The 25,429-nt window shown below is 41.3% G+C and carries 25 protein-coding genes, 1 tRNA gene and 1 riboswitch; of the genes, 6 read left to right on the top strand and 20 right to left on the bottom strand.

What is annotated here, in order from left to right; translation table 11 throughout:
- From AN391_RS16150 to xerD, 7 genes are all read right to left on the bottom strand, one after another.
- A tRNA-Ser gene (locus tag AN391_RS16150) sits at positions 1–89 on the bottom strand.
- 128 nt (positions 90–217) lie between these two features.
- Entirely contained in the window at positions 218–400 is a 183-nt protein-coding gene (locus tag AN391_RS16145; protein ID WP_024031585.1) for a hypothetical protein, read from the bottom strand.
- Between the two features lie 382 nt (positions 401–782).
- Complete coding sequence (gene lysS / locus AN391_RS16140; RefSeq protein ID WP_055016349.1) at positions 783–2,318, bottom strand: lysine--tRNA ligase; 1,536 nt, start codon at positions 2,316–2,318, stop codon at positions 783–785.
- 26 nt (positions 2,319–2,344) lie between these two features.
- Positions 2,345–3,443, bottom strand: a protein-coding gene (gene prfB, locus AN391_RS16135; protein WP_096041210.1) for a peptide chain release factor 2 whose coding sequence is annotated in 2 segments (ribosomal slippage) — positions 2,345–3,367 and positions 3,369–3,443 — 1,098 coding nt in all. Because the reading frame shifts where the segments join, the coding sequence is not laid out codon by codon here.
- Between the two features lie 144 nt (positions 3,444–3,587).
- Positions 3,588–5,309, bottom strand: coding sequence for a single-stranded-DNA-specific exonuclease RecJ (gene recJ, locus AN391_RS16130; protein ID WP_055016348.1), 1,722 nt, complete (start codon positions 5,307–5,309; stop codon positions 3,588–3,590).
- Positions 5,310–5,385: 76 nt separating this feature from the next.
- Entirely contained in the window at positions 5,386–6,114 is a 729-nt protein-coding gene (gene dsbC, locus AN391_RS16125) for a bifunctional protein-disulfide isomerase/oxidoreductase DsbC (RefSeq protein ID WP_055016347.1), read from the bottom strand.
- Positions 6,115–6,174: 60 nt separating this feature from the next.
- Positions 6,175–7,101, bottom strand: a complete 927-nt coding sequence (gene xerD / locus AN391_RS16120; protein ID WP_055016346.1) for a site-specific tyrosine recombinase XerD — start codon at positions 7,099–7,101, stop codon at positions 6,175–6,177.
- Positions 7,102–7,207: 106 nt separating this feature from the next.
- On the opposite strand from xerD, the gene fldB reads away from it, so the two are divergent.
- On the top strand, positions 7,208–7,729 hold the full coding sequence (fldB, locus tag AN391_RS16115; RefSeq protein WP_055016345.1) for a flavodoxin FldB: 522 nt from the start codon (positions 7,208–7,210) through the stop codon (positions 7,727–7,729).
- Between the two features lie 41 nt (positions 7,730–7,770).
- On the opposite strand, the gene AN391_RS16110 is transcribed toward fldB, so the two are convergent.
- From AN391_RS16110 to AN391_RS16100, 3 genes are all read right to left on the bottom strand, one after another.
- Positions 7,771–8,217, bottom strand: coding sequence for a DUF2147 domain-containing protein (locus AN391_RS16110; protein WP_055016344.1), 447 nt, complete (start codon positions 8,215–8,217; stop codon positions 7,771–7,773).
- Positions 8,218–8,395: 178 nt separating this feature from the next.
- Complete coding sequence (locus AN391_RS16105; protein ID WP_055016343.1) at positions 8,396–10,402, bottom strand: alpha-amylase family protein; 2,007 nt, start codon at positions 10,400–10,402, stop codon at positions 8,396–8,398.
- 154 nt (positions 10,403–10,556) lie between these two features.
- Positions 10,557–11,255 (bottom strand): tRNA1(Val) (adenine(37)-N6)-methyltransferase, encoded by a 699-nt coding sequence (locus AN391_RS16100; RefSeq protein WP_055016342.1) that lies wholly within the window; start codon positions 11,253–11,255, stop codon positions 10,557–10,559.
- 76 nt (positions 11,256–11,331) lie between these two features.
- On the opposite strand from AN391_RS16100, the gene srmB reads away from it, so the two are divergent.
- Together srmB and AN391_RS16090 are read left to right on the top strand one after the other, a co-directional pair.
- Complete coding sequence (gene srmB, locus AN391_RS16095; protein ID WP_055016341.1) at positions 11,332–12,561, top strand: ATP-dependent RNA helicase SrmB; 1,230 nt, start codon at positions 11,332–11,334, stop codon at positions 12,559–12,561.
- Between the two features lie 223 nt (positions 12,562–12,784).
- Entirely contained in the window at positions 12,785–13,105 is a 321-nt protein-coding gene (locus tag AN391_RS16090) for a BON domain-containing protein (protein ID WP_054983750.1), read from the top strand.
- 626 nt (positions 13,106–13,731) lie between these two features.
- Here AN391_RS16090 and AN391_RS16085 read toward each other — a convergent pair.
- Positions 13,732–14,688 carry a mechanosensitive ion channel family protein gene (locus AN391_RS16085; RefSeq protein WP_055016340.1) on the bottom strand — a complete coding sequence of 319 codons (957 nt, stop codon included), beginning with the start codon at positions 14,686–14,688 and terminating at the stop codon, positions 13,732–13,734.
- Between the two features lie 122 nt (positions 14,689–14,810).
- On the bottom strand, positions 14,811–15,590 hold the full coding sequence (gene yaaA / locus AN391_RS16080) for a peroxide stress protein YaaA (protein ID WP_055016339.1): 780 nt from the start codon (positions 15,588–15,590) through the stop codon (positions 14,811–14,813).
- A 254-nt stretch (positions 15,591–15,844) separates the two neighbouring features.
- Here yaaA and tal point away from each other — a divergent pair, with 254 nt between their 5' ends.
- Both tal and AN391_RS16070 read left to right on the top strand, forming a co-directional pair.
- Positions 15,845–16,795 carry a transaldolase gene (tal, locus tag AN391_RS16075; protein WP_054983753.1) on the top strand — a complete coding sequence of 317 codons (951 nt, stop codon included), beginning with the start codon at positions 15,845–15,847 and terminating at the stop codon, positions 16,793–16,795.
- Between the two features lie 191 nt (positions 16,796–16,986).
- Positions 16,987–17,175 (top strand): DUF3545 family protein, encoded by a 189-nt coding sequence (locus AN391_RS16070; protein WP_004587992.1) that lies wholly within the window; start codon positions 16,987–16,989, stop codon positions 17,173–17,175.
- 60 nt (positions 17,176–17,235) lie between these two features.
- On the opposite strand, the gene ung is transcribed toward AN391_RS16070, so the two are convergent.
- The 8 genes from ung to AN391_RS16030 form a co-directional block, all read right to left on the bottom strand.
- Positions 17,236–17,898 carry a uracil-DNA glycosylase gene (gene ung / locus AN391_RS16065; protein WP_055016338.1) on the bottom strand — a complete coding sequence of 221 codons (663 nt, stop codon included), beginning with the start codon at positions 17,896–17,898 and terminating at the stop codon, positions 17,236–17,238.
- The gene (locus AN391_RS16060) at positions 17,895–18,755 is read right to left on the bottom strand and encodes a cobalamin-binding protein (protein ID WP_055016337.1); all 861 of its coding nucleotides are present in this window, start codon (positions 18,753–18,755) and stop codon (positions 17,895–17,897) included. The genes ung and AN391_RS16060 overlap by 4 nt, the downstream gene beginning before the upstream one ends.
- Complete coding sequence (gene cobO, locus AN391_RS16055) at positions 18,755–19,354, bottom strand: cob(I)yrinic acid a,c-diamide adenosyltransferase (RefSeq protein ID WP_055016336.1); 600 nt, start codon at positions 19,352–19,354, stop codon at positions 18,755–18,757. The genes AN391_RS16060 and cobO overlap by 1 nt, the downstream gene beginning before the upstream one ends.
- Entirely contained in the window at positions 19,344–20,828 is a 1,485-nt protein-coding gene (locus AN391_RS16050; RefSeq protein WP_055016335.1) for a cobyric acid synthase, read from the bottom strand. Before AN391_RS16050 ends, cobO begins: the two co-directional genes overlap by 11 nt.
- A 5-nt stretch (positions 20,829–20,833) precedes the next feature.
- Complete coding sequence (locus tag AN391_RS16045) at positions 20,834–21,838, bottom strand: iron ABC transporter permease (protein ID WP_055016334.1); 1,005 nt, start codon at positions 21,836–21,838, stop codon at positions 20,834–20,836.
- Positions 21,839–21,842: 4 nt separating this feature from the next.
- On the bottom strand, positions 21,843–22,652 hold the full coding sequence (locus AN391_RS16040; RefSeq protein WP_055016333.1) for an ABC transporter ATP-binding protein: 810 nt from the start codon (positions 22,650–22,652) through the stop codon (positions 21,843–21,845).
- A 78-nt stretch (positions 22,653–22,730) separates the two neighbouring features.
- A riboswitch (cobalamin riboswitch) is annotated at positions 22,731–22,867 on the bottom strand.
- 56 nt (positions 22,868–22,923) lie between these two features.
- A complete protein-coding gene (locus tag AN391_RS16035; RefSeq protein ID WP_055016332.1) occupies positions 22,924–23,856 on the bottom strand; it encodes a porin in 933 nt (310 codons plus the stop codon).
- Between the two features lie 199 nt (positions 23,857–24,055).
- Positions 24,056–24,925 carry a LysR family transcriptional regulator gene (locus AN391_RS16030; protein WP_055016331.1) on the bottom strand — a complete coding sequence of 290 codons (870 nt, stop codon included), beginning with the start codon at positions 24,923–24,925 and terminating at the stop codon, positions 24,056–24,058.
- Between the two features lie 90 nt (positions 24,926–25,015).
- On the opposite strand from AN391_RS16030, the gene AN391_RS16025 reads away from it, so the two are divergent.
- The gene (locus AN391_RS16025; RefSeq protein WP_055016330.1) at positions 25,016–25,390 is read left to right on the top strand and encodes a DUF413 domain-containing protein; all 375 of its coding nucleotides are present in this window, start codon (positions 25,016–25,018) and stop codon (positions 25,388–25,390) included.
- The last annotated feature ends 39 nt before the right edge of the window (positions 25,391–25,429 follow it).

Below are 25,429 nucleotides of genomic sequence, written 5' to 3'. Positions count from 1 at the left end.
GGAGAAGGAGGGATTCGAACCCTCGATAGAGCTACAAACTCTATACTCCCTTAGCAGGGGAGCTCCTTCGGCCACTCGGACACCTCTCCGTCTTGTGGGGCGTATAATAAAGATTTCAGAAAATATGTCAAACACTTTTATGTCAAAAATGACTATCTGGTTAGAGAACGCGCATAAGTAGGCATTAATTATATAATTGGTTTGAAAAGTATACGATTTAAATGTTTTTGTCTTGCGGGTTAACGCCCATTAAAGGCACTAAATCATCTTTTAGCTGCGCTAAATATTGCTCTTGGTAACCTAATTGCTGAAACTCTGCAATACAGGCTCTGTAATAGGCTTGTCGCTTTTGCTCTGTTGTATCGGTTTCTGGCGATTCTTCAACTCGGTTGTCTTTCATATTATATTCTAAGTCCATTTGAGAATTCATATTTAGCGTGCTATTTTAACCCAGCTCAAAATTTTGGCGTATTCTAGCTAAGTTTTTTACATAAATACAACATAATGTTTAAAAAACAGTCATAAATTACGTTGTAGCACCGTTATTAAGGATATTTAATACAGAGCTACAGTAAAGAACCCAATCTGAATTAACCATTAATAACTAGCTTTAAAATTTATTTTAGTACTAATTAATTAAAAAGCGAAATTTTATCCTCTCTTTCGTCTATTTTTATAGAGCAATTTACTCTCCAACTTTTTCTGCATTGGCGCTTATTTTTATACTCACACAAAAACGCCGCTAAAATTTAGCGGCGTTTTTACGTTTATTTTGTTAAAGCTTAGTCAGCTTGTGGGCGCATGTGCGGGAACAAAATAACATCTTTAATGGTTGGTGAATCAGTAAATAACATGACTAAGCGGTCAATACCAATACCTTCACCGGCAGTAGGCGGTAAGCCGTACTCTAGTGCGCGTATGTAGTCTTCATCGTAGTGCATTGCTTCATCATCGCCGGCGTCTTTTTCTTCAACTTGGCGAGTAAAGCGCTCAGCTTGGTCTTGTGCATCGTTAAGCTCCGAGAAGCCATTTGCAAGCTCACGTCCGCCAACAAAAAACTCAAAGCGGTCGGTAACAAATGGGTTTTCGTCGTTACGGCGCGCAAGTGGCGATACTTCCCACGGGTAGCCTGTAATAAATGTAGGTTGGATAAGCATGTGCTCAGCCGTCTCTTCAAATATTTCACATAAAAACTTACCTGGGCCCCATACACAATTTTCAGGAATTTTAACGTGCACTTGTTTAGCGTACGCTTTTAATTCTTCAAAGTGGTTTTCTGGGTCATTAAATACCGCAGCATCAAACTCAGGGTTATATTTTAAGATAGCATCAGCCATGCTTAGGCGCTCAAACGGTTTGCCAAAGTCGTACTCTACTGAGTCGATAACGTCGCCGTTTTCGTCTTTCGTTGTATTAACAACGATTGGGCTACCTAAAACGTTAGTTGCAACTGTACGTAGCATGTCTTCGGTAATGTTCATTAAATCGATGTAATCAGCGTACGCTTGGTAGAACTCAATCATAGTGAATTCTGGGTTGTGACGCGTTGATAACCCTTCGTTACGGAAGTTACGGTTAATTTCAAATACGCGGTCAAAACCACCTACCACTAAACGCTTAAGGTAAAGCTCTGGCGCTATACGTAAGTACATGTCTATATCAAGTGCGTTATGGTGGGTCACAAACGGACGCGCAGATGCACCGCCAGGAATAACCTGTAGCATTGGCGTTTCTACTTCCATAAAGTCGCGCTCTGCTAAAAAGCGACGAATGCCTTCAACTACTTGTGAACGAATACGGAATGTTTCACGCGTTGCTTCGTTAGTAATTAAATCAACATAACGTTGGCGGTACTTAGTTTCCTGATCTGATAAGCCATGAAACTTCTCTGGTAATGGGCGTAGTGACTTAGTAAGTAGTTCGTACTCGGTCATTTCTACGTATAAATCGCCTTTACCTGATTTATTAAGTGCGCCTTTAACACCAATAATATCGCCAATATCTAGTTGGCCATATTTTGCTTTTAAATCTTTTTGCACATCTTTAGATGCGTAAGCTTGAACGCGGCCTTTCATATCTTGAATGGCCATAAAAGGACCACGCTTAGCTAAAATACGGCCAGCAATTGATACAACGTGCGCAAGCTCTACCAGCTCTTCTTTACTCTTATCACCAAACTCAGCCTGTAAATCAGCCGTGTAATGTTCACGACGGAACTGATTAGGATGACCGTTGGCTGGGCAATTTTCGCGAATAGCGTCTAATTTGCCGCGACGCTCAGCGATTAACTTATTTTCGTCTTGGATTTGATCAGTCATTTTTTAGCTCTTTTTTAGCTTGGTGGTTATAGGCCAGATTTTAGGCTGGCTTCAATAAATTTGTCTAGGTTGCCGTCAAGTACCGATTGCGTATTACGGTTTTCAACGCCAGTTCGTAAGTCTTTAATACGTGCATCATCAAGTACATAAGAACGAATTTGGCTTCCCCAGCCAATATCCGATTTTGCGTCTTCTTGCGATTGCTTTTCAGCATTTTGCTGCTGAAGTTCAAGCTCAAATAATTTTGCTTTTAACTGCTTCATTGCTTGGGCTTTATTTTTATGTTGCGAGCGCTCATTTTGACACTGTACAACCGTGTTGGTCGGTACGTGAGTAATACGTACTGCCGACTCGGTGGTATTAACGTGCTGACCACCCGCGCCCGATGCACGGTAAACATCTATACGTAAGTCAGCCGGATTAATATCAATTTCAATATTGTCATCTACTTCTGGGTAAACAAAGGCAGAGGCAAACGAGGTATGACGACGACCACTTGAGTCAAATGGGCTTTTACGTACTAAACGGTGTACCCCTGTTTCTGTGCGCAGCCAACCGTATGCGTATTCGCCCACAAAGCGTACTGTTGCACCTTTAATGCCGGCTACATCGCCGTCAGTTGCTTCTACTAGCTCAACTTTAAAGCCTTTAGCTTCGCCCCAGCGTAAATACATGCGTAATAACATGTTACACCAGTCTTGCGCTTCAGTACCGCCCGACCCCGACTGTAAATCAAGGTAAGCGTCGTTTGCATCGTGAGAGCCCGAAAACATACGACGAAACTCTAAACCCTCAAGCTGTTTATTTAAGCCTTCTAGTTCGGTTTGCGCTTCAACAAACGTGTCTTCGTCTTCTGCTTCTACTGCAAGCTCTAATAAACCTTCTACGTCGTCAGCACCGGCTACTAGGTTGTCGATTGTCTCAACAACGGCCTCTAAGGCTGATTTTTCACGGCCAAGTGCTTGTGCGCGCTCAGGTTCATTCCATACGGCTGAATCTTCAAGTTCGGCGTTTACTTCTTCTAGGCGCTCTTGTTTATGAGCGTAGTCAAAGGTACCCCCGAAGCAGTTCAGTACGTTCGCGAATTTCCTTGATTTGATTAATCACAGGATTCACTTCAAACATGTACATTACTCCAAAATGGCTAGATTATTGCGCGCTAAAATTAGCACTAAACGCAATAAATTATCGTCAAATGATAAAAACGCCCGATTTTAACAAAAAACCGCGCGCTTTATTAGCCTTTTATGCATGCATTGTGCATATTTTTTAATGCACTTTTTCAAGCTCTCTTACTATTAATTGCAAGCTAAACTTGCCTCTAAATTCATTTATGTCGAGCTGATACGCCACTTTAACAAAACGAGCTTCGGTGTCGGGCCATGCTTTTACATCAATGCCAAAGGCAATGGCGTCAACTAATCGCCCTGATTGATGTTTAAGCACCAGCTTTAAGTGTTTTTCGCCGACTATACGCTGTTGAATAACTTCAAAGGTGTGCTCAAATACCGGCTCAGGAAATTGCTGCCCCCACGGGCCTGATTGCTTTAATAGTTGGGCAAAGTCCATTGTAAAGCACTCGTTTGGCAGCTCGCCGTCGGTAAATACAATACAGCGTTTACTTTCTTCGCTCAGCTGCGCACTTACAGCGGCATCAAACGCATTTTTAAAGTCATTAAAATTTTGCTCATTAATACTCAAGCCTGCCGCCATGGCGTGGCCGCCAAATTTATTAATTAAGTGCGGGTCGGTGGTATTTAGCCCTTCGAGTAGGTCGCGCATGTGTAGCCCCTCAATTGAGCGGCACGAACCTTTTATTTCACCGTTTTCGCCACCAGCAAAAATAACGGTTGGGCGGTGGTATTTTTCTTTTAAGCGGCCCGCTAAAATACCAATAACACCTTGGTGCCAATCCTCTTGGTATAAACAAATAGCATCGGGAATGTTGTCGTCGTTAAAGGCGAGTCTATCAAGTACAGCTTGCGCCTCGGCTTGCATGCCCTGCTCTATTTCACGCCGTGCATGGTTTAAGCTATCAAGCTCACTGGCAATGCGCCTTGCTTGGTTTATATCAGTGCTTAATAGGCACGCTATACCTAAGCTCATATCGTCTAATCGCCCTGCGGCATTTAAACGCGGCGCAAGCGAAAAACCAAAGTCACTGGCGCTTAATCGTGCGGCATTTCGGTTAGCCACTTCAATAAGTGCCGTTATACCTGGGCGTGTTTTACCACTGCGAATACGTGCTAAACCTTGGTGCACTAAAGTGCGGTTATTTGCATCAAGCGCAACGACATCAGCTACAGTGCCAAGGGCAACTATATCAAGTAGGTCGGCCAAGTTTGGCATAGCGTGGTTTTCAAAGTAGCCTTGCTCACGCAGCGTGCTTCTAAGGGCTATAAGCAAGTAAAAGGCAACGCCTACACCGGCAATAGATTTTGAAGGAAAACTACAATCATGGCGGTTTGGGTTAACAATTGCATCGGCATTAGGGAGCTGCTCACCTTGTAAGTGGTGATCAGTAACCAGTACTTTAATGCCCACTTTTTTTAATATGTCTATGCCTGCAATACACGAAATACCGTTATCTACCGTAATAACCAGCTCTGGTTTTATATCAACAATTTGCTCAGCAAGCGCTGGGCTTAAGCCATAACCTAAGCTAAACCTGTCTGGTACTAGGTAGTCTAAGTTGTTAAAGCCAAACATGGCTAAGCCTTGCATTAAGGTGGCAGTACTGGTTGCGCCATCGGCATCGAAGTCGCCAACAATTAAAATGCGACTTTGCGCATTCAGCGCATCAATTAATAGCTCGGTGGCTTTGTCGATGTCTTTAAACAGTTTAAAGTCGATTAGCGTGGCTGCACTATTATTTAGCTCGTGTGCATTTTGCACGTTACGTGTGGCATAAATTTGTTTAATAACAGGGTGCAGATCGCTTGGCAGGTAAGAATCGTCTACATTTTCGCGCGCAATGATCAGTTTTTTCATGCTGAGGTTTACTTATAAATTCAAAATAAAAACAAAAAAAGGCCATTACGGCCTTTTAATAAACGCAAGCGCCTTATTAAGACGCTTTGTTTGCCTCAAGCGCTGCACTTAGTGCGGCTGCTGGCTGATAACCAGGGATCATTGTACCATCTTCTAAAATAATGGCTGGCGTACCGCTAATACCAAAGCTTTGGCCTAACTGGTAATGCTCGGCTACTGGTGCGCTACAACCGGCAACCACTTTTGTATCTTCGCCCGATTTAGCTTCTGTTAGGGCTTCTTGTTGGTCGCGTGCACACCATACATTCATTAAATCGGCGTAACCCGAACCTTGCAGCCCTCCACGCGGAAACGCTAAATAACGAACAGTAATGCCTGCATCAAGCAAGTCGTCTAGTTCGCGATGTAATTTACGGCAATAGCCACAGCTAATATCTGTAAATACAGTAATTTGGTGTTTTTCGTTTGGCGCTTTATAAACAATCATTGAGTCTTCATATTCTTTAATGCCTTCAACACGTACACCATTTAGCGCTTGCTCGGTTAAGTTGCTACGGTTGTTTAGATCAATCAATGTGCCTTGCATTAAGAACTGGCCATCTGGGCTGGCGTAAAGTACACCTTTATTTGTAATAAGCTCTTTTAAACCAGCAACAGGGCTTGGATTTATTTGCTTAACGGTTACACCTAACGTGGCAAATTTAGTAACTATAGGATCATTAGCATCTGGCGTTGTGGCTTCGCCATTTGCAAATGCACTCATACTTGTGCACAACATTGCACTTGCTAACATTAATTTTTTCATAATTTTCTCTATCTAATAATACATACTAAATTGACCGCTAAGCTGATAATAAATTTCATATTAAGCGCGCGGATGATGCTCTGAGTGTACCGATTTTAATCGCTCATTGGCAACATGGGTATAAATTTGTGTGGTTGACAAATCACTGTGCCCTAACATCATCTGCACTACTCTTAAGTCGGCACCATGATTAAGTAAATGTGTTGCAAAGGCATGACGCAATGTATGCGGCGATAAATCTGACTCAATAGACGCCAAAATAGCATAGTGTTTAATACGATGCCAAAAGGTTTGTCGGGTCATACCTACACCGCGTTTTGAAGGAAACACAAAATCGGTGGCATGTTTTATCATTTGCGCACGCCCCCCTTTTAAAAACTGCTCAAGCCAGTACATCGCCTCTTCACCTAAAGGTACTAAGCGCTCTTTGTTGCCTTTACCTTTTACAAACACAACCGACTGGCGCAAGTTAATTTGCTCCATACGCAGCCCTACAAGTTCGGTTACACGTAAGCCTGTTGCATAAAGTAGCTCTAGCATGGCTTTATCGCGCAGCCCCATTGGCTCTTCAATATTGGGCGCACTTAATAATGCCTCTACTTCGGCTTCTGAGAGCGTTTTAGGTAACGATTGACCCGCTTTTGGTTGCGCAATGTTTTCAAGCGGTGAGCTTGTGATACGTTTTTCACGTACAAAATACTGATAAAACCGCTTTAACGCACTTATGCTGCGAGCCGTGCTACGTGGTTTTAACCCTAAATCTACGCGATACGCTAGATAGCTTTCTATATCTAAGCTGGTTACCGTCATTAAGCTTTCGCCTTTTAAAAACTGACAAAACTTATCTAGGTCACTGCGATACGCGCTAAGGGTGTTTTCGCTTACACCTTGCTCTAAGTACAAGCTATCTAAAAAGGTTTCTAAAAAGTCGCTATTGCTTGTTAGCTCAGTATTTGGTTCAGGTAAATCGTCAGGTAGCGTTGTCACGTTGTGATCTCATGTTGGTAATACCCACGGTAGAAGGTATCAATTAAAAATACCTTACGGTAAACTGCGCCCTATCATAACAGGCAATTACACAGTGATAAATACGATGCAGATTGGTTTATTTTTTGGCTCTACTACATGCTACACAGAGATGGCAGCAGAAAAAATTCGCGACCTTATTGGCGCCGATGTAGTGACCTTACACAATATTAAAGACGAACCACTAAAAAATGCAGAGCAGTACGACTTTATCATCTTTGGTATTTCAACATGGGATTTTGGAGAAATACAAGAAGACTGGGAGTCTAAGTGGGACGACATTAAAGATGTAAACCTAAATGGTAAAACCATTGCTTTATTTGGCATGGGCGACCAACAAGGTTACGGACAATGGTTTCAAGACGCCCTTGGTATGCTTCACGATGAAATAAATACCCAGTCGTTTACGCAACTTGGTTTTTGGCCAAACGATGAAAACTACGAGTTTGAAGCGTCAAAAGCACTTACCCCCGATGGCAAACACTTTGTTGGCCTCGCCCTTGATGAAGATAGCCAATACGAGCTAAGCGATGAGCGCATAGCCACTTGGGTCGAACAAATAATGACAGAGTATAGCGAAACGCTATAACAGGATTAAAAGCGCTGCGTTTGCGGCGCTTTTTAAAAAGCTTACTCTACGCGTTGCCAATATTGGTTACGGTAAAAAAAGCCAATATAACCACGCACTTCTAACGTCTTACCGTCGTTTTGCGGCGTTAGTTGCACGGTATAAGTTTTACCATTTGTAGGGTCAAGTATTTCACCATCGCCCCACACGCCACCATCTTCTGGCTTTACATCAGTAATAATGGTCATCCCTAAAATAGGTTGATTTTTTAATGCCCCATCACACTCTTTACAAATACCGTCTTGTTTAGCTGGGTCTAAAATAGTCTCAACTTTACCACTGAGCACCTTATCATTTTGAGTAATGCGTACATACGATTTAGCCTCGTTGGTGTCTTCATCTATGGTTTTCCAAAGCCCAACAGGAGTCATGTTTGCAAGCGCACCTTGGCTTATAAATAAAGCCGCAGCGAGTGTTGTTAGTAACGGTAATTTGTTTAACTTTTTCATTGTGTTGCCTAAATTAAAAATGGCGAATAAAACGATAATACCAGCTGATTTATAAACGCACTATTAAATTAAACTGCTATTTAGGTACATATAAAAGTAAAAAACCAAGTGCGCGTTAACCCACTTGGTTTTTAAATTGGCTGATAGTTTTTTAATGTACGCGTTTTAAAGTACGTATTTAAAAGTCACGTACCTCTACACTTGAGCTGTTAAATTCAAACATATTAATTTTGCCACACTGTGCCATATGGTTAGTACTTGTATAGGGGGTATTTGCTTGGCTTATATCGCCCTCCCACTCTTGGCCATTTTTTATAAATGCTTTTAATTCAAACCATCCGTTCACAGCTTTACTGCAATCCATATCAACATCAAGCATCCAATAGTGTTCGCCCCATATATTAAGGGGTGTAACACCAAAGCCATCTACTGTTACCGATTTGTGGGCGCCATATTCACTTGGCCAAACATTTGTAGTCCAATCCATGGCAGTACCTTGCGCTTCTCTGCTTTGGCCTTGTTCAATTCCATACCAATCTAGGTAGTTATCGTTTGCTTTCCAAGGTGTTGTGGTGTTGTTTTTTAGATTGTTATGGCGAATTGGCATAGCACATTCAACATTTGTTGTTTGGCAGTTTCTAGCAAGGTTTGTATTTGCATAGTTGTGGTCTATACCACCGCGTACAAACATGTCTTGTCCGCTTTGTGTTTGAGCATTAATAAAAACAACGGTTCTTTGCCAGTCGCTATTATTAGGTGCTGTCCCTTGGGTTAACTTAGCATTTTTATGAATTGCTATTGCATCCCATGGCGCTACATTTAAATTTATGGTGCCGTTGCTATTAACTGTTATTACTTCACCGCTACAGCTAGTAGCATTACCCAAAAGCTCGCCTTTTAACACATTGCAGTACTGTCCAGGCGCCATACCTGTTTGAATTGTTGCATTAAGCGTTGAGTCTTCTTTATTAATTGCCATATGACCAGAGCTACCACGTCCAAATGCAATCTGGTTATGGGTGTTATCCCACCAATTTGTTACTACCCAGTTGTCGGCTGTGTTATTTCTAAAATCGACACCACCAGCAATATAAGACCAACGATGCTCACACTTCCAGTTACTTGCAAAACATTCTAAATTACCATTATTGTGCACCGGTACACTTGGCCCACCCGCATCTGTATCGCCGTGAAAATCATAACTCGACATTACTTTTGGATACCCATACGGATACGCCAACATAAATACGTTAGCTAAGTCGTATAAACGGCCATCTTCAAAGGTAATTACATTACCCGCACCACCATGGCCGCGCTGATTGTCGTGGTTATCTACAAATACCACAGCTGATGAACTTGGCATAAAGCCCCAGCCTTCACCAAAATTACTTAACCATGCAAGCGAGCCATTTCTAAAGGTATTACCAAGCTGCGTACTGTATTTAAACTCGGTAACTAGTCCTGTACTTAAATACTCTGAGGCAGCAACCGCTTCAGTACCTTGATCTATCACCTCATGAAACACCACAGGCGAGCCATTTATTTTTGCCATTAAACTTTGAATATCACTTGCAGCAACATGCTTAGCAGCATCAAACCTAAAACCTTTAACACCCATAGCTTGAAGGTCATTAGTATATGCCGCTAATGTATTTTGCACATAATTTGAAGAAGTGTTTAAATCAGCCAGCCCTACTAGCTCACAATTTTGCACGCGATAACGGTTATTACCGTAATCTTCTGGGTTAATAGAGCAACTTTCGTGAAAATCTTGTGGGCTATAAATAGGGTATTGTTTATTACCAAAAGTGTTACCAGCAGTGCCCGTACCACTGCCGGCTGCCATATGGTTTATTAATGTATCAACATATATATCGACGCCTGCGGCGTTACAGCGATTAACCATATCTATAAATTGCGAACGGTTACCGCCTCGGCTTTGTAGTTGGTAGCTCACCGGTTGATAGCGAGTCCACCATTGGCTACCTGTAATATGCTCGTTAGGCGGAGACACCTGTACAGCAGCGTACCCTTTTGGTCCTAAAAACTGCTCACATTCTTGGGCTACATCTTGCCAATTCCATTCAAATAAATGCACAAATGTTGTAGGCGCAGCCGATACTAAACTTGGTAAGGTTAAACCTAAACTAAAACCTGCAGTGGTGATCATTTTATTCAGTTTCATAGTGTGTGTTTCCAGTGTTGGGCGAGTTAAACAACATACTCGACGTTATTTACAAGTGGTTAACACTAGTTTGAGAGTTGCTCAAATAAAAACTGAATACGTATGCATAATGGGTAAACTATCCTTTATTACTAGATAATTACCTGCCTTAAAATTACATCTTCAAGTAAAACGCTTTACATAACGCAATATAATCATCGCTGTAGCAATTGTTTTCATTTTTTATGCATAGGGAAGTAAGCTCAGGCGAAGTATTTATTAAGCTAAAGCGCATTAAGCTGCGGCTAAATGCTTTACCTGGTGTGGTTTTTACTTGGCAATGCGCGTTTAAATAAAGCCCGCTTTGTTTTGCTAATTCAATAAATAGGCTCGCTTCTGTGGTGGGTAAAATTACGTTAAAGCACGAATGCTTATGACTTAAACGCATATAGGCATTTATTAGCTCGTCAAAACTTAAACCATCGGTATGGCGTGCGGTGTTACGGGCATCGCTTAGCCCTTTTAAGCTGTGGTTAAAATAAGGGGGGTTAGAAATCACCACATCAAATGGCGCCGCTTGTTTAAACGCTTGTATAGTGGTGTGCTTTACTGTGATATTGGGCCACGGGCTAGAGGCTATATTTTGTTGTGCCTGATTGTAAGCCGCTTCATCAACTTCAACTGCGGTTATGCTAAGTGCCGGTTGGCGCTGTTTACACATAAGCGCCAGCAGACCGGTGCCTGTGCCTATATCGAGTAATGTGTTGGCCCCTTTTAAATACGCCCATGCACCAAGTAAAATGCCATCGGTTGAGACCTTCATGGCGCACTTATCGTGCTCAACCTTAAATTGTTTAAACGTAAACCCTGACATTTTTTCACCTTTTCATTCACCAACTGGCGTATAGCGCGTATAATTGCAAGTAATTGTCCCTTATTTTAGACACTCTATGCAATTTTCTGAATTTGATCTTGATACTAAACTCCTCAACGCCATTGATAAAATGGGCTACGAGACACCAACCAGCATTCAACAACAAGCTATACCTGAAGCGCTGCAAGGTCGCGATATTTTAGCATCAGCACCTACTGGCACAGGTAAAACGGCGGCATTTTTAATTCCGGCTATTCAATACTTAATGGATTTTCCACGTCGCGACCCAGGTTTTGCACGTGTGCTAATAATGACCCCAACCCGTGAACTGGCTTATCAAATTCATGAGCAATGTGAACTGCTTGCTAAAGGCACTCACCTTAAAATTGGTGTAGTAACAGGCGGTATAAACTACGGTACCCACAAAGAAATTTTTGAAAACAATAACGATATTTTAATCGCCACACCTGGGCGTTTAATGGAATACCTTGAAACCGAAAATTTCCATGCCGAAAACGTAGAAATGCTTATTCTTGATGAAGCCGACCGCATGTTAGATATGGGCTTTAGAAAAGAAATGCTACGCATATGTGACGAAGCTAAAAATCGTCGTCAGTGCTTTTTATTCTCTGCGACTTTAGAAGGCGATAGCGTTGAGTTATTTGCAGAGCGTATTTTAAACGACCCAGCTTTACTTGAAGCCGAATCGTCGCGTAAAGAAAAAGCAAAAATTCATCAATGGGTGCACCTTGCTGATGACTACCACCACAAGCTTGAGCTGTTGGTTAATACCCTAAACGGCCCAGATGTAAGTAAAGCCATTGTGTTTGTAAAAACCCGTGAGCGCCTAGAAACCCTAATTGGTGAGCTAACTAACAATGGCGTAAAAGCCGCGTGGCTGCGTGGCGAAATGCCGCAAGATAAGCGCATGAAAGCGATGGAAAATTTCCACAGTGGCAAAACGCGCATATTAATAGCCACCGATGTCGCGGCCCGCGGTATTGATGTTTCTGATATTAGCCACGTCATTAACTTTGACATGCCACGCACAGCCGATGTTTATGTACATCGTATTGGCCGTACTGGCCGTGCTGGTAAAAAAGGGATTGCTATCTCATTAGTTGAAGCACACGACATTGGTATTTTATACAAGGTTGAACGCTACACTGAGCAAAAGCTTAAGCGTCGTATAATTAAAGGGCTTGAGCCACAGCATAAAGAAGCTAAGCCACCCGCTAAAAAGCGTAAAGACCCTGTTAAAATGAAGGCCAAGAAAAAAGCCAAAGCTAAAAACAAAAAGAAATAACCCCCTAAATAAGCCGGCCATTGCCGGCTTATTTGTACCCGTTACAAATGTAACCCAAGCATGTAACTCATTCCCATTAAAATGTAATTATTGCCCACCTGAATTCTTTATTAATAAAATACCCTTATATTTCAAAGCATTAAAATTGGCATCGAAATTGTAACTGAGATAGTAACTCAGCTAAGAACAGCTGCACAATTAACCGTAATGTAAGGATAAAGTTATGAACCGCTTTAAGTTAACTATCGCTTTAGTATCATTTTGTTGTTTATTTTTATTAGCTTGCGCTACAAAAGTAAGTGCAGCAACTAACTTAGCCGTAGTAAGCAGTGTGGCTACTCAACCTAACTTACAACAAACAATCACCAACACGTTACGCACTAACCCAAATTTAGCATTAAACGATATTCGCGTGCAGGTTGAAGACGGTGAAGTAGATTTATACGGTGAAGCGCAAACAGGTTTTCAGCGTGCACTTGCACAAAAGTTTTTAGAAAACATGGATGGCGTTAAAATTATCCGTAATAAAATTAGTGTTATTTAAAATACCTTCTTCCTAACTTATTCCTCAGCGCTGCTTGTTACTCCAACACAAGCGGCGCTTTTTATGGCCTACATAATCTCAACGGCGGCAAACCTATTCATAAACCAGTTTAAATAGCTTAGTAAATGCCTTTTAGCTTACTCCCTTCACACAAAAAACACACAGTGCCCTACTCATATAAACGTTCTTTAAGAAGCGACAAACTCTGTAGAGCTTTAACCAACGTCAGTAGTAATTTAATTAATCTATTTTAATATAGGGTAACCTCGCTGATGCAGTTGTTATAGTTGCAGCGGTTTTAACGCAGCTAGCACATGTGTGAGCTCTTAAATTAGTTAAGCATTATTATGGGCTGGTACTATTGCAGGCTGGAAATATTAACAGCGTAGATGGTTAGCTTTACTTAGCTTAAACTAGCAACAATGTGAAAGCGCTAGAGCCTGAAAGACTCTATCGGGTAAAAAAGTGTGCATATACCCGCGGGGTATTTAAGGGAGTAGCAAAACTTAAAGTATTTTTGCTTACCAATTCCTTTTTAATACAAAAAGCGCGCTTTTACTTTGTAAAAACGCGCTGATAGTCGGTAACTATTTCCCAATGCTTTTGCGTTGTGAGTTTTAAATTATTTACTCACCTTGGCTTGCATCAGTATTATTATCACCCTTTTTATTTGCTGATTGCTGGCTTATTTTATCACTTATCATGGCATCGAGCTTTTCACCGCCTTTAATGCCAAAATCTAACGTACGTATTGGGAATGGAATACTAATATCAGCGTCATCAAGTGCTTGTTTAACGGCTACTACGCCCTTGTGGCGTACTGTCATAAAGTCTGGCTCACCTGGGTATTTAATCCAAAACCACACCAGTAAATTAATACTACTGTCGCCAAAACCTTCTGCGTATACAGCGGTTTCATCTTTACGTATTACAAAGTCAAATTCGTTAATTTTATCTACTATCACTTCTTTGGCTTTTTCTATGTCGTCGCCATATGAAATACCCACCGGTACCTCTATGCGTCTAACGCCTAACGTGGTGTAATTTTTTAGCACGTTTCTAAATAATACTTTGTTAGGTACCAGTATTAACTGCCCGTAAAAGCTCTCTATTAGCGTGTTACGCAGGTTTATAGAATGCACTGAACCAAATACGTCGTCGGTTTCAATTACATCACCCGCTTTAAATGGTTTGCGTATTCCCATAGCAATACCGGCAATTAGGTTTTCGGTCATGTCTTGAAATGCGAAACCTATGGCTAAACCCACAATACCTGCACCCGCTAGTAACGATGTTACAGTGCCTTTTAGCCCCATAAAATCAAGTGCTATAAATAAACCTACGCATAACACAATCACTTTAAAAATAGAGGCCATTAAATCAGCTATTTGCTTAGAGTCGAGTGAGCGCCTTAATAGGTTTTTCATTAGCTGGCCGGCAAAGCGCGCTATTATTGAAAACAAAATAGCGATTACAACAGCTACAATAAAGTTTGGGATATGGCTAATTACAACATCAAACCAACCGCCAAGTTTTTCTTCTATAAGCTTTTCGGCTTCGCCAACTGAGGGAATACTGATCATATTTTTACACCTATCTGTTTTTTATTTCATTAATAGTAGGTGAAGTTAGCAAGTTTAGCGCCAGCATAAAAAAAGCCATGCATTGCATGGCTTTTTAACTCATTGTTTGCTGGGTATAAACGCTAGTTTTGCTCGTCGCGCATAAATACAGGCTCAAGATCTTTAGTGGTTGCTTCAGGGCTAAAGTAATAACCCGCCACACTAAACTCTTTTAATTGGCTCAACTGCGTTACTTGGTTTTCTATGATGTAACGGGCCATCATGCCGCGTGCTTTTTTAGCGTAAAAGCTAATTACTTTATATTGACCATTTTTGCAGTCTTTAAAATGCGGCGTAATTATTTGCGCATTAAGCGCTTTTTTATCTACCGCTTTAAAGTACTCATTTGAAGCAAGGTTAACGAGGTATTGTGCGTCTTGCGCTTTTAATTCCTCGTTTAATTTATTCGCAATAATGCTGCCCCAAAACTCATACAAATTTTTCCCGCGAGGGTTATCAAGCTTAGTGCCCATTTCTAGGCGGTAGGCTTGCATTAAATCAAGCGGCTTTAATAAGCCGTATAAACCTGAAAGTATACGTAAGTGACTTTGCGCATAATCAAGGTTAGCTGCAGTGAGTGTTGCGGCATCTAAACCACCGTACACATCGCCGTTAAAAGCTAGTACCGCCTGTTTAGCATTGCTTTGCGTAAACGGTTGTGACCATTCACTAAAGCGTGCAGCGTTAAGCCCTGCAAGCTTATCGCTAATTTTCATTAGACTGCCAATTTGCGCAGGCGTTAGTTCACGGCATACTTTCATGAGCTCTTCGCTGTGCTCTAGTAATTCAGGCTGAGTGAACTTATCTGTTGCGGGTGGCGTTTCGTAATCAAGATTTTTTGCTGGTGAAATAACAGTGATCATAGTTAGCTATTGACTTGTAATTTATTTAATGTCAATTTCAACATTAAATGAGACGAAAAGCACGTTTTGTTTATAAAATACCATTGAAAATTAATCGCAATGGCCTAAATCCTACCTTAATAAATCATGCATCGTCGTTTTTCTATTGATAAGGACATAAGACCTATCAAGCATTGTCACACTGTTGCAGTATTGAATACTTATATTAAGGTAGTTTAGATTTTCTTTTAACTTGCTTGGAATGAGGAAGGCAAATGACTAGCGCTCTACAAAGGCTAAAACAACATTCATCTATCGTAGCCGACACTGGCGATATTGAAGCGATCAAAAAGCATCAACCAGAAGATGCAACCACAAACCCGTCGCTTTTATTAAAAGCAAGCGAGATTGAAGCATACAAGCCTTATCTAGATAAAGCTTGGAGCTATGCAAAAGAAACAGAGCAAGATGCAGCTAAACAGCTTGAACTTGCATGTGACTACTTTGCCGTATTAATTGGTAAAGAAATTAGCGAAATTGTACCTGGTTATATTTCTACTGAAGTAGATGCTCGTTTATCATTCGACACCCAAGCAACTATTGATAAAGCACACACCCTGCTTAGCCTTTATGAAAAAGAAGGTGTAAGCAAAGACAAAATTTTAATTAAAGTTGCGTCTACATGGGAAGGTATTAAAGCTGCTGAGCAACTAGAAAAAGAAGGCACTAAATGTAACCTAACTTTATTATTTAGCGATGCTCAAGCACGTGCATGTGCTGATGCAAACGTATTTTTAATATCGCCATTTGTTGGCCGTATTTTAGATTGGCACGTAGCAAATGGTATGGAAAAACCAACCGATCCGCTACAAGATCCAGGTGTTCAATCAGTACGTAGCATTTTTGAGTTTTATAAACGCCATGATTACAAAACCGTTGTTATGGGCGCGAGCTTCCGTAATACCGGCGAAATTATTGCGCTTACAGGGTGTGACAAGCTAACAATTAGCCCTAATCTACTAGAAGACTTAGGCAATTTAGAAGGCGCAGAAGAGTACTTACTACAAAGTGATATTCCTAAAGAGCCAAAGCCTGCTCCACTTACTGAGTCGCAGTTCCGTTGGTTACATAACCAAGATGCAATGGCCACTGAAAAGCTAGCTGAAGGCATTCGCTCATTCGCAGATGCACAAGAGCAGCTAGAAGCACGCTTTAAAGCAATGTAATACACGCTAATTACGCTATATTAAACGCCGCACTTGCGGCGTTTTTTTATGCCTACGTTATTTGCTGAACTAAGTTAACATTCATTAAGGCATCACATACTTGCAACATTATTGTCACTTTTTTATTCTATTTTAGCTAGGCCTGTGGTATAGGTATTCTCGAGGTTCACTAAAATCAATAGGAGATAGTCATGGATAGCCTAAACGATATATTAGAGATATTAGAAGGTCCTGATACAACAAGAAAAACCTCTCAAAAGAATAAAAAAAGAAAGTGGCGCGAGATTGAGGCCATAAAAGACAAGCAACGGTTACGTAAAGAACTACAGGAGTTGGACTTTTTTACAGACAGTATTGAAATTGATGAGCTAGATTTTTAATCCTATAAACGCTCATAAACAAAAGGCTTTCAGTGTATGAAAGCCTTTTTAATATATCCATTAAACTTGCCAATTTATGGGGCTGTCCCCTTGGGCTTGTAACAATTCATTAGTTTGTGAAAAATGCTTACAGCCAAAAAAACCTCGGTGCGCAGAAAGCGGAGACGGATGCGGCCCTTTTAAAATATGATGGCGAGTGCTGTTAATATTTTTTCCTTTTTTTTGCGCATGAGCGCCCCATAAAATAAATACCACGCCTCGGCAGTGCTCGTTTATATGCGCAATGACGTTATCGGTAAATTGCTCCCACCCTAAGTGTTTATGCGAGTGCGCTTGCCCTTGCTCTACAGTAAGTACCGTATTGAGTAAAAATACGCCCTGCTCAGCCCAGCTTTGTAAGTAGCCATGCTCGGGTATTGCAAAACCAGGTATATCGGTTGCCAATTCTTTGTACATATTTTTTAGCGACGGCGGTAACTTTTTAACCTCTGGCAATACTGAAAAACATAAACCATGGGCTTGGCCTTCTCCGTGGTATGGGTCTTGGCCTAAAATAACCACGCGAATATCGTTAAGGGCTGTGGCTTCAAAGGCGCTAAATACTTGCTCTTTGGGTGGGTACACAGCAATCCCTTCTGCGCGGCGTTTTGCTACATAATCTAATGTTTGCTGCATATAAGGGTGCTGTAATTCATCTTCTAAAAAGGCTGGCCAATCGCTCATTGTGTACTCTTAATTTGTTTGCGTGATGCATCTATTTTATCACACATATCGGCAAGCCCTTCTAACATGCGTGGTGAAAAACGGTGTAATAAATCGGCGTTTACACGTATAAAATGATTATTTTTAACCGCGGGTACTTCAGGCCATTTTTGCCAATTAACTACCGGTTGTGGTGTTTTTGATTTTTCATCAGGGGTTATAATAATTTGCGGTTTAGCCATTACCACGTTTTCAATACTTATTTGTGGGTAGTCGGTATCGCTTTGTGCAAATACATTGCTTACATGACATGTTTCAATAAGCTGGTTTATCCATGTATTTTCACTTACCGTCATCATTGGCTCTGGCCATAATTGATAAAAACCAGTTAATACTTTTTTACCTTGCTGCTGTTTTTTTATGTTTTTAAGTTTGGTATTAAACGCGTTTGCTATTTGCTTACTTTGCTCAATACGCCCAGTAAATTTACCAAAAGTGATCAGCTCATTTGCTACTTCTTCTATCTTTTTTGGATCACTTAAATGTATTTTTATACCAAGGCGCTTAATTTGTTCTAAGTCTCCACTTTGATTCCCGCCTTTCCAACCAATCACTAAGTCGGGTTTTAGCGCTAGTAGTTTTTCAAGGGAAATACCATAGTAGCCACCTATGCGCTCAATATTTTTAGCCTCAGCAGGGTAGTCGGCATAATCAACAGTGCCAATAATATTATCCCCCGCACCTATAGCAAATAGGTTTTCTACTATATGCGGCGCAAGTGCAACTACACGCAGCTTTTTTGGGGGCGTTGTTTCGTTTGCAACAGCACTGGCTATTAAACTACATAGCCCAAGGCCAACTATAAATGCCCTGTACATTAGTAGTCGAACCCTTCAAGTGCTTTAATGCCTGAATCGAATGCATGTTTAACATTACGTACTTCGCTTACTGTATCGGCAAGTTCTGTTAACGTGCGGTGCGCTGCACGACCTGTAATAATAACCGACTGCATAGGAGGACGGTTATTTAACGCGCTTACTACTTCATCAAGATCAATGTAGCCATAAGTCACCATATAGGTAAGCTCATCAAGTAATACTAAATCTATACTGCTATCGGCAAGCATGCGCTTGGCTTCTTGCCACGTTGCTTGCGCTGCGGCAGTGTCGGCTTCTTTGTTTTGCGTATCCCACGTAAAGCCGGTATTCATCACCGCAAATTCAACCCCTGCGCTTTGTAGTAGGTTACGCTCTCCACACTCCCATGTGCCTTTAATAAACTGACAAACAGCGGCTTTTTTACCATGCCCTACACAACGTGCAACCACACCAAACCCAGAGGTTGATTTACCCTTACCATTACCCGTAATTACCTGAAATATGCCTTTAACATCTTGCGCTGCAGCAACGCGTGCATCTACTTGCTCTTTTACTTTTTGTTGACGCTGCTTATGCTTATCGTTGCTTTTATCTGTCATTATTATGTCCTTCGTAAATCGATATAATGTGTTGTATGTTTAAGTGTTCCTCGCACATAGTTGCTAAACGTTCTAACTGCTGTTCACGGTGCTTAGCAATACTAATTGGCGTTATTGCGGCCTCTGGTTTTACCCACTTTAAAATTTGCGATGTGGCAGCTGGCTCATCAAATAAACCGTGTAAATAAGTACCAGCAAGGGCATTATCATCACTAATAAAGCCATCACTTACAAATCCTTTAGGGTGCGAGTTAAACGTTAAAAATGGCCTATTAAGTGCTGCACCTTCACTAATACCCGCATGAATTTCGTAGCCACTACAGGGGGTTTTATTATTATTTAACTGCATAGTTGCGGTTACTTTAGTGAGTACTTTTTGGGTGCTAAGAGTGGTATCAAAGTCACTTAATGCAAGGCCTTTAACACGCTTTAATGACGACTCAACCCCCATGGGATCAGTAATGCTATTCCCTAACATTTGCATACCGCCGCACACCCCTAACACTTTACCGCCATAGCGTATGTGGCGCTTTATTTGCGTATCCCAACCTTCATTTTTTACAAAACTTAAATCACCCAGCACGTTTTTACTACCTGGAATAATAACCAGATCGACCGGCGGAATTGCTTGAGTATGGCGCACATAATTTATATTAATATTTGGGTGCAGTCGCAATGCATCAAAATCGGTATGGTTACTAATATGCGGCAATAAAAGTACAGCTATATTAATGGTGGCGTGTGTCACTTTATTATCTATTGCAACGGCATCTTCGGCATCAAGGGCTAGGTCATGCAAGTAGGGCAGCACCCCAAGCACAGGTTTTTTCGTATAGCGCTCAAGCCAATCTAGTCCACTTTGCAATAAGCTGATATCGCCTCTAAAGCGGTTTATAACAAAGCCTTTTACGCGCGCTTGCTCAGATTCGCTTAGCAGCGCAAGTGTGCCCACTAAATGCGCAAACACACCGCCTTTGTCTATATCGGCAATAATAATGACAGGGCAATCTACCGCTTCTGCGTACCCCATATTGGCAATGTCGTTTTCGCGAAGGTTTATTTCTGCGGGGCTGCCTGCGCCCTCAACCAATAATAAATCGAACTGTTTAGCTAGGCGTTTATGCGAGGCAAGCACCGCATCCATCGCCACTTTTTTGTAGTCGTGATAGTTGCTCGCTTCCATATTACTAATGGCTTTGCCATGAATAATAACTTGTGCGCCCGTATCGCTATTTGGTTTAAGTAATATAGGATTAAAGTCGTTTTGAGGCTCTACATTAGCCGCTATTGCTTGCAAAGCTTGCGCTCGGCCTATTTCGCCGCCTTCTTTCGTAACCGCGCTATTAAGCGCCATATTTTGCGGTTTAAAAGGCGCAACCGTTACACCTCGCTTTGCAAATACTCTGCAAAGCGCAGCGACTAAGGTGCTTTTTCCGGCATCTGACGTAGTGCCTTGAATCATTAAGGTTTTCATCCGCCCTATGCCTTTGTTTTTCTAAAAAAGAGCAAGCTTAGAAAAAATACGCTACCCATAGCTGCTGTAATCACCCCTACAGGGAGCTCTTGGTTTTTAAGTAATGAGCGCGAAAGCACATCGACCCACACCATAAACGTGCCACCCACTAAGCTTGTGATGAGTAAGCCAGCAGTACTGCCTTGAGATATAAAAAAGCGCACTATGTGCGGCACCATTAAACCTACAAAACCAATACCGCCACATAAGGCCACCAGCACGGCCGTTATTAAGGAGCTCAATACCAGCATAAAAATTCTAAACCGGTGCACACGCACCCCAAGCGTTATGGCGCTTTCATCGCCAAGAAGCAGCGCATTTAACTGTCTTTTAAAGCTCAGCATAAAGCCAATACACACCACTATAACCATACATGGCAACCATAACGTGGCCCATTGTGCGCGGGCAAAGCTACCTAACGTCCAAAATAAAATACCAGCCACTGCTTGCGGGTCGCTCCAATACAACAATAAACTGGTAAATGCGCTAAATAAAAACGACAGCGCCACACCTGCTAACAACATAGACTCTACGTGCGTATTTTTTTGCCGCCCAGCAATAAGTATCAATAAGCCCATAGCTAAAAAGCTCCCTAATAAGGCAGCAGTCGATAACATAAACCCAGCACTTATACCTGTCACAGCCATAAGCAGTACAACCCCAAACGACGCACCTGACGATATACCAAATAAGTATGGATCGGCGAGCGGGTTACGAGTAACCGTTTGCAAAATAAGCCCAGCAATAGCCAAACCTGCGCCCGCCATAAAGGCAAGTAAAGTACGGGGCAACCTAAGCTCATAAATAATACGTGCGTTAAGCGAGCCCTCCCCTGCCGATAAAACTCCGGTGAACACATCACTTAACGGTGTATCTGCTGCGCCAAAGCTCAGTGCACTAAAAAGGCTGCCCAGTGCAATTAATGAGGCAGCTATAAAAATAGTCCACGGGTTTATGTTTGTTATATCCATTTAATTAATAGCCATAAAAGTAAGTAATATGAGGAATAGTTTGGCCATTTTCTGTGCGCTGCGGGTGGCTGGTTACGTGCGCACATACCCCAAAAACATCTGCTAGCATCTCTTCACTAAGTACCTGTTCAGGCGAGCCTGTATGTGTTATTTTGCCTTTATTAATAACCACCAGTTCATCGCACATAGCAGCTGCTAAATTTAAATCATGAAATGAGGCAAACACAGTGACCCCTAGCGATTTTGCTAATTCCATCACTTGTATTTGGTATTTAACATCCAAATGGCTGGTTGGCTCATCCATAATGAGTAATTGCGGTTGTTGCACTATGGCGCGGGCAATTAATGCTCGTTGCTTTTCGCCCCCCGAAAGTGATTCAAAATTTTGCTTACACTGCTGCTCAAGCCCTACGGTTTTTATTGCCTGTGTAATTTTTTGTTTGTCGCTGTGGGTGGTGGCGCTAAATAGTGGTTTATGAGGCGTAAGCCCAAGGGCAACCACATCAAATAACGTTAGGTTAAATTGAGCAGGCGTTTCTTGCAGAACGACAGCAACATATTTTGCGTAATCTTCACTTTTAAGCTGCCAAATATCCTGCTGATTAAAAGTAATTTTGCCTGTGGTGGGTTTATTAAAGCGATACAAACAGCGCAGTAAGCTCGACTTACCCGCCCCATTTGGGCCTATTAAGCCAATAAATTTACCCTTTGTTATAGGCAAATTAATAGTGTTTAAAATGGCGTGATTATCAACTTCCCACGACACATTTTGAATGTCTAATAAAGGCGTGTTTGGCGCTAATGTAGTTTGCAAAGTGAGTCCTTTAAAAACGCGCACTCACTAAGACACCACTAAAAAAATAGTGCACTAATAAAATGAGTTTACCCGCTCGTTAAAATATTTTATTCATTTGTATCTGACTTAAAGCACGGTGCTCATTACAGTTACGGGAATAGTTGAGGAATTTCACCCCATTCCAAATGAGCGTCTATTATGGGCGGGTAAGTAAATAATTTAAAGCAAAAAAACCGCGCTCAAAGGAGCGCGGTTAAAAAGGGAGCGTTTTAACTAATTTAGCGAATAGTCAAAACTTGTATTCCATACCTAAGCCAACGTAATCTTGGTCAACATTGTTGTCCATATCAAAGCTTGAGTAAAAACCAAATACTTTAATGTTTTTATTAAACTTATGATCAACACCTACAGAAACTGCCGTTTTGTCATCACTATCATCAAAGTCCATTGCTTGGTACTGCACTTTAAACGTGTTTTTACCCATGCTGTAGGCTGCGTTTAATAAGTAGCCATCCGCTTCTGCGCTACCGTCTACTTTTTCTTGAGTTTGGTACATAGCGCCTAATTTAAAGCTCTCTACTTTACCTTGGATTGACGCACGCACTACATCGTAGCCATTTACTTCGCTATCGGCTGCAACCGAGGCGTAAACCGCACTCTTTTTAAGTGCAGCGTCACCGTAGGTAACCGCCATTGAATAACCGTTATCTGCATCTACGTCATCTTCGGCAATAAATGTAGCAAGTACTTTAAAACCTTCGTAGCTTTTAGATGTATAAGTGATTGAATCACCCAAGCGGTTTTCACCTTTAAAGACGTTTTTAATATCGCCTTCAAGATCATTAAATAAATCTAATTTGCCTTGTGATTGCTTAAGTGCCGTATCGTTACGACCCACAACAACTTGACCATAAGCACCTTTTAAACCTACGTATTGGTTGCGTGCAGAAATATTGTCGTCGTTATCACCTTTAGAGTCAGCGTCAGATACATCAACTTGAAACTCAAACTTATAAACCGCTTCTAATCCATCTGTGATCTTTTCAGATCCCTTTAGGCCAAAGCGAGATGCATTACTTTTAATTTCAGTGAAAGACCCTTCACCGTCATCAGATGATTGCACAGTAACATTCGCTTTACCGTAAACATCAACATCTGCAAACGCACTAAAAGATAAACCACTTACTAGAGCAATACATAAGCTCGATTTTACAAAATTCATGTTATTTCCTCGATAATCACAAAACTAATTTTTTAAAACAGCTGCAGTTTGTCATCGTTAAATGACAGATATATTACAAAGGAAACATTTTTGTCTTTTTATTTTAATAAAAGTGTCTAAATCCTGAAAACAAACTGACATGAATATTTAATAAACAAAATTGTACCCACTCAATCTCACTAAAAATAATAGTCGGTATTTAGTGTTCATCAATAGGCTGATGAGCATTTATTTTAGGTAATAAGTTAATCAAGGTTTCTATTAACTCTTTTTGTTCGTTGTCTCTGTGGTAGGCCACAAAAATATCACGCGAGGTATGTTCAACATCTTTTACATGGAACAGCTCACCCTTTTCTAAATGAGATTCAACAAGCACCTCGGGTATAAACGCACTGCCACCACACTGAATAATTAAATCAAGCGCGATACGCCCCGTACTGGTTCTAAAATAAGGAGGCGTTTTACCCGTAAATTGACGCGCATGCCACAGCGAAAAAGTAGTGCCCCAATCAACATATACATATTGGTTATCAAAAAAGTTTTCGTTAGTTGCTGTGTCATAGCCACTGACAGGAATAATTGGTAGCTCGCAAATTCGCTCAACCACAAGCTCATCCACTTTAGGTGGGTCAAATAAAATGGCTAAATCAAGCGTCCGCTCTAATAATAACCGTGTGCTTTCTTGCTGGGCTTTAACCTCTGCAACTAGCGACACCCCAGGCATAGCCGACACTATATTAGTAATGCCAAATTGTAAAAAGGCATCCCATATATTGGGTGTCCCTGCTAAGCTTATTTGCTTGTGCATGTTATCGGCCAATGCCACATCCACTTTGGCACGCTGCATGCCGGTGATGATCATTTTAGCATGCGGAAGCAATCTCTCTCCTGGCGCCGTTAATTGAATATTGTTCCGCTGACGAATAAACAAGTTTACACCCAGCCCCTGCTCTAATTGACGAATGCGGAAGCTGACTGCCGATTGAGTGATGTATAGGTTTTCAGCCGCTTTACCAAAATGACGCGTGCGCACAACCTCTACAAATGTTTTTAATAAATCTATATCCAATTTTTTATCCTCACGATAAAAATAACTTGTTTAATAAATTGTCAAACTTGCATCATACTCCAGCAATAAACAGGGTATGAGGATACAGTTATGAGCAACGATATTTCACTACTTCGCCAAGCGTTTGTTAGCCAGCGTCAATTTTATGATGATCAAAACTTTCCTCGCGGGTTTAGCCGCAGCGGAAACTTTACCTTATTAGAAGCCAGTATATTAGAGCAACATGGCGTAATACTAAAAGGGCTTTATAATAAAACGTTAGCGCCACAAAATACCTTACAAGCGCAATTTGTTGATGTAGTTTGTGGCAATAAAGAACCTACAAACCCAATCGAAAAAGCCTGGGTTAAATATTTAAAACTAACAACTTGTAAAACCAAGTTTCATACACTTTTTGGTCGCTCAAAAATGTCAGGGTCAATGCCAATAAGCCAAGACGATTATGGCGAGTCAGATAGCGTATAACCCTCTAAGTTATTTGCTTTTTTGCGTTTTAGCAGTTAC

Origin of the sequence: Pseudoalteromonas sp. P1-13-1a, assembly GCF_001401875.1 — a bacterium.
GTDB lineage: Bacteria > Pseudomonadota > Gammaproteobacteria > Enterobacterales > Alteromonadaceae > Pseudoalteromonas.
Note: the sequence above shows the minus strand (reverse complement) of the source record. Positions and strands in the feature narration are given on the sequence as shown.